This window comes from Alishewanella sp. WH16-1 (genome assembly GCF_001441695.1).
In the GTDB taxonomy this organism is placed as follows: Bacteria; Pseudomonadota; Gammaproteobacteria; order Enterobacterales; family Alteromonadaceae; genus Alishewanella; species Alishewanella agri.
The window spans coordinates 1-5,258 of the sequence record NZ_LCWL01000121.1 but is presented as its reverse complement, the minus strand read 5'-3'; the positions used below and the strand labels follow the sequence as shown (position 1 = coordinate 5,258).

General features: G+C 36.2%; 4 protein-coding genes and 1 pseudogene. All 5 read left to right on the top strand.

Annotation, left to right across the window (positions count from 1 at the left end):
• A pseudogene (locus AAY72_RS16855) lies at positions 1 to 1,161 on the top strand (hypothetical protein); the annotation flags it as partial.
• An 18-nt stretch (positions 1,162 to 1,179) separates the two neighbouring features.
• Positions 1,180 to 2,394, top strand: coding sequence for a hypothetical protein (locus tag AAY72_RS12485; RefSeq protein ID WP_156411333.1), 1,215 nt, complete (start codon positions 1,180 to 1,182; stop codon positions 2,392 to 2,394).
• 11 nt (positions 2,395 to 2,405) lie between these two features.
• Complete coding sequence (locus AAY72_RS12480) at positions 2,406 to 3,884, top strand: oligosaccharide flippase family protein (RefSeq protein WP_057787882.1); 1,479 nt, start codon at positions 2,406 to 2,408, stop codon at positions 3,882 to 3,884.
• Positions 3,865 to 4,794, top strand: coding sequence for a glycosyltransferase (locus AAY72_RS12475; protein ID WP_057787879.1), 930 nt, complete (start codon positions 3,865 to 3,867; stop codon positions 4,792 to 4,794). Before AAY72_RS12480 ends, AAY72_RS12475 begins: the two co-directional genes overlap by 20 nt.
• Positions 4,795 to 4,945: 151 nt before the next feature.
• Positions 4,946 to 5,242: an acyltransferase gene (locus tag AAY72_RS16575; protein WP_082628990.1), complete on the top strand. Its 297-nt coding sequence runs from the start codon at positions 4,946 to 4,948 to the stop codon at positions 5,240 to 5,242.
• Positions 5,243 to 5,258 lie beyond the last annotated feature (16 nt).

Genomic DNA, 5,258 nt, shown 5'->3' with positions numbered 1-5,258 from the left:
GCCCGCCAGTTCTTTATCTCAGGCGACCCACGCTGGTTCAGGCTGATGGATGAACTGGCGCGCCATGTAACGGATATCGATATTTACCATACCACTGAAGATCGGCATGAATACAACCATGGTTTGTTCTGGCACACTGACCATTATGTGGATGCCCACACTTCAACACACCGCACTTACTCCAGAAAAAATGATCCCACTGGCAGTGGGCAAATAGGTGGTGGTCCGGGGCCTGAGCATTGTTACAGCACTGGCCTACTCTATCACTATGTGCTTACCGGTAATCAGGAGTCCAAAGCAGCCGTACTGGAACTGGCACAGTGGATGGTTTATAGCCACGAGGGTGCCGGAGGTCTGTTAGAACAATTGTTCTTTATAAAAGATTTAGAGCTACCAAAACTAAAAGCGCTACTTCGCGGCGAAACCTTAGCCTGTAATCACTACCCTTTTACCCGAGGAACGGCCAACTATATTAATGTGTTGCTGGATGCTCACAAGCTGGAACCCAAAAAAGACTGGTTAGCGCGGGCAGAACAGGTAATTAAGGCGACCTTTCATCCAGAAGACCATATTACAGCGCATAATTTATTAGATGCTGAAACCGGCTGGCATTATTTGGTGCTGCTAAGCAGCTTAGTAAGCTTTCTGCGAGTTAAAGCGGAGTATCAACAATTTGATACCAGCTACCACTATACGCTGCAGTGTTACATACACTACAGCCGCTGGATGCTGCAAAACGAGCAACCATTTTTAGATAATGCCAACCAGCTGGAATACCCGAATCATACTTGGGTAGCTCAGGATTTACGCAAAGCCATGCTGTTATTTATTGCTAAAACATTAGATCCGGTTAATGCAGATGCCTATCAAACAAAAGCCACATTCTTTTTAAACTATGTAGTAAACACACTGAGACACTCAACAGAACGGCAACTGGCGCGGCTACAAATTATTTTACTATTAGTGCATGGACCGCACCTAAGTCACTCACTCGATGCTAAGCTTTTCAATAAACAAGACTTACCACAACACGCACAGAAATCCAGAGTATTAACGAAAGGCAAGTTACTCCGCCAGATCTGCAAGCGGTTGCTTAAGGGCTTAAGCAGTTTTAACCCAGCCAAAGAACGTGCCTGGTTTAAACTACGATTAAAAGGCTAAGGGTGATGGTACAGTAAAATGACATATAGCATTGCACCACTGCGACATTATCTGGTCTTAGGTTGTTTACTGTGTTCAACCACTAGCTTTGCTAATACAGACCCTACGGAGTTGCCACTTTTTTCAATTGAACAGTTGGTGTACCAGGGAGCGTTTCGTTTACCTGCAAATACTATTGGGGAATCAGATGTAAATTGGGCGAATGGAACCCTTGCTTACAACCATCGAAATCATTCTATTTTCTTTGCTGGCCATAATCAGCAACAAGCAATAGCAGAATTTAGTATTCCGGCATTAAGTAAAGCAGTAGATGTCTCACAACTTAATACAGCTTCAGTTATTCAAGGGTTTGTCCGCATATTCAATCGGGTAACATCCAATCCTGATGGACAGGATCGCATCACTGGTATGTACTATGACTATGGCAGGCTTATTATAAATACCATTAAATATTATGATGCAGAAGCAAAAGCAAAGAATACAACCTTAGTGATATCGGACAGCAGCAATCTAAAAGACATAGAGAATTTAGAATTTTATCAATTAGAGTACGGGGCCAAAGCTGCAGGTTGGATTTCTGCCATTCCCCAAGAATGGAGACCTAAGTTAAATGCTGACTTAATAGTCGGCAATGGCAATGGACGCCCGATAAATGGCCGGTTAAGTATAGGGCCAAGTGCGCTGTCTGTTAATATCAGAAATATTATTAACGCTGATCTAAACGCAGGAAAAATACCTCTTACTCCCCTGCAGTTGTTTAGTATAGAAAATCCACTCAGCAATGACTTATTAAATAAAAGCTTAACCAATAAAATATTAACTGAGCTAAGCCGCCCGATTTATGGGTTTGTAGTTCCTAAGACCAGAACCTATATGGTTCTTGGCAGCTCCGGCGGTCATAAAAGTGGTATAGGTTATAAACTGCAAAGAAAAAATGGCGCTTGCCCGGGTTTTTGCTCAAATGACCCAAACGATAGTACAAACTACTACTGGCTATGGGACTTAAGAGATTGGGAAAAAGTCATTGCTGGTCTGAAAAAACCACATGAAATTAAACCTTATGAATCAGGTACTCTCAATACGGTTTTCACCAATGGAAAATTCAAACCCATAATTGGAGCAACGTTCGATAACTATAACAATACAATCTTACTAACCTTAGGTGGCGCAGATGAACACGCTGGAAAATATAAAAATCCACCACTTATATTGATATATTCAATTTCGGAATAAAGAACACCTAAATGACAAATTTAAAAAGGTTTTTTTCCAGCAGTATCTTACTAATTATCTTATCTGCAAGCAAAAAACTGGTAGGTTTAGTAAGTACGCTTATTTTAGCAAGAATCTTAACACCTGAAGATTTTGGATTGGTTGCAATCGCAACCCTCGCCTATGGTTTAGTCGAAGTTGTCTCAGTAACAGGCAGTGAGCAATATGTCATTACCTCTAAAGAGGTTTCAAAAGACACTCTAAATACCGCATTTACATATAATATTTTTTTAAAAACACTCATAGCAATAGTTTTTTTTGTTGTTTCACCCTTTCTTGCATCCTTTTTTAATGATGAAAGACTTATCCCAGTCTTTATGGTTCTTGCCGTTATGTTACTTATTTCAGGGGCTACAAACCCACAGGTGTATCTTCTGAAAAAAAATCAGACCTATGGGAAATTAGTTAAAAACATTATAGTCGTAAAATTTATAGCCACAGCTGCAGCCATCATTACAGCAATCATAACCAGAAGTTACTGGGCGTTAATCGTTGGACAATTTATTGCCTACACAGGACCAGTGATAGGAAGTTATGTCATCGCACCATACAAACCAAGTTTAAATTTTAAAAATTTAAAAAATCAATTTAATTTTTCAGGCTGGCTTTTACCTTCATCAGTATTTGGATATTTTAGAAGTCAAATTGACATGATTTTTGTTTCAAAAATTTTTGATGCGACTTCTGTCGGTGCATATCATGTCATGAAATACCTGACATTTATACCAAGCCAACATCTTGTCACACCAATGACAGAGCCTCTCCTGGCGCAACTATCGAACATAAAAGAGAATAAAACATATTTCATACAAATGTTTAATGTGAGTTTGCTAATAACTTTATTTATATCTGCACCAATATGCCAACTACTTTTTTCACACTCGGAATTTATTATTAATTTTGTTCTTGGAGAAAAGTGGGTTCAATATGCAAACCTACTGAAGATTTTCTCAATAGCTACACTGATGCTTGCAATATATAACCAATCAAATAACTGCTTTCTTATCTATAAAAAAACAAACCTAATTTTTATTTTTGAAACTTCATTTTTTTTAACTATTTGCATTTTATTTTACCTATATCAGTTTATTGAAGTAGATGATTTAGCAAAATTAAAACTTATAATAGATTCGATCTCAGTAGTTTTAATTTTTTTTCTGGCATCGATTATTTTGATGAGCTTGAGAAATTTCATTAAAATTACAAGCTTATCCTTAGCAATTTTTACTATTTCATTTTTGTCAGTTACCATCGCAAGTAATGTAACAGCAAGCATTGAAAATCAATTTTTTAACTTTATTTTATGGTCATTTATTTATTTAAGCTTATTCGCAATCATAACCTTAACCTCATGCTTTATACTAAGAAAACATGTTTATGAACTGCATTACCTCTCCAGCAAGCTTATAAAATTACTTAACCGGAAAACCAATGAAATCAAAAAAACTTAGTTGCAGTGTAATCATTCCAACTTACAATAGAATGGAAGATTTACTAATAACATTACCTCAAGTATTAAAATATCTTGATGATAAATCTGAATTGATAATATTTGATCAGTCTACAGACTATAAGCCCGAAGAAATTTTGATTGCGATAGAAAAATTAAAAATTGATAAAAATTTCAGCTACTATCATTGCTCAGTTCCATCTGTAACACTGGCCTGGAATACAGCGGCTAACCTTGCTAAAGGTGAAATTTTACTTTTTATTGATGATGATATAGATATTGATTTTAATTTGATCAATTCCCATCGAGAAAAATATCTGGAAATGCCAGAGATAATTGGTGTTGCAGGTGGCTATTACGCCAGCTCTAAAGATAGAGTTTGGATTCCATCTTCACGCAAAGGGTGTGCATCTACGATAGCTGGAGTAAATGTATCCTTTTTACGTGAAACCTTTGTTAAGGCTGGTGCTGCTTCAAACTATCTTAAACCTTTCGCACCTTTTGACTGGGAAATTGCTGAGTTCTTTGCAATACATTACGGAAAGATAATAGTTGGCAGTGATATCTTAGTTTTTCACAGGGCGCCGGCAAATGGAGGATGTGAAAACCAATCCGCTAGAGGAGTGAACTGGTATTTTGGCTGCTATACTAATCACTTTATTTGGATGCTTAACAGAGAATTCCCACACAACTTCACCCGTTTACCCAAGCATTTATATTCAATGATAAAATACTGTTTACCTAATAGAAAACTTTTTTTAAGAAAAGAATTTATTAAAAATGCCATTTTTAAAGCAATCAAAAAATCTCGCGAAATTAATAGAATTTCAAATAAAAAAAGAGCAACAGAAAAAAACCCAGAACACACTTATAATTTATTAATGCATTGCATGAAAACAGAGATTTTATAAATAAATCTAAACCTTTCAACAGGAAAAATAAAAATTTATTTTTTATAAAATTTAAATTTCATAAAAAATCATTACACTTTAAGAAATTAAAAAAAACAAAATTTTTAGCCTGAATGAAAAAAAACCTAATACTGTTTTTGCAAGGAACTAAATGAATACATTAATTAAAGATGGATTTGCATCAACAACGTTTGACTACATAAGGTTTATTGCTGCATTTGCAGTACTACTCGGTCATGGCATTTCTCGATTTTTTGGTTTTTATGATGAAAACACAGCTAATGGCATTCTTGAAAAAGTTTTTCGTGTTGTTTTAAGCGGCTATGGTTCACATGGTGTAACCGTTTTTTTTGTATTAAGCGGATTTTTTATCGGTTTGTCATTTTTTAAACAGTACAATTCTGGTAACTTTAGGCTTTCAAACTATATTTTAAGACGATGGGTCTGAGGGATCCCCACAAATT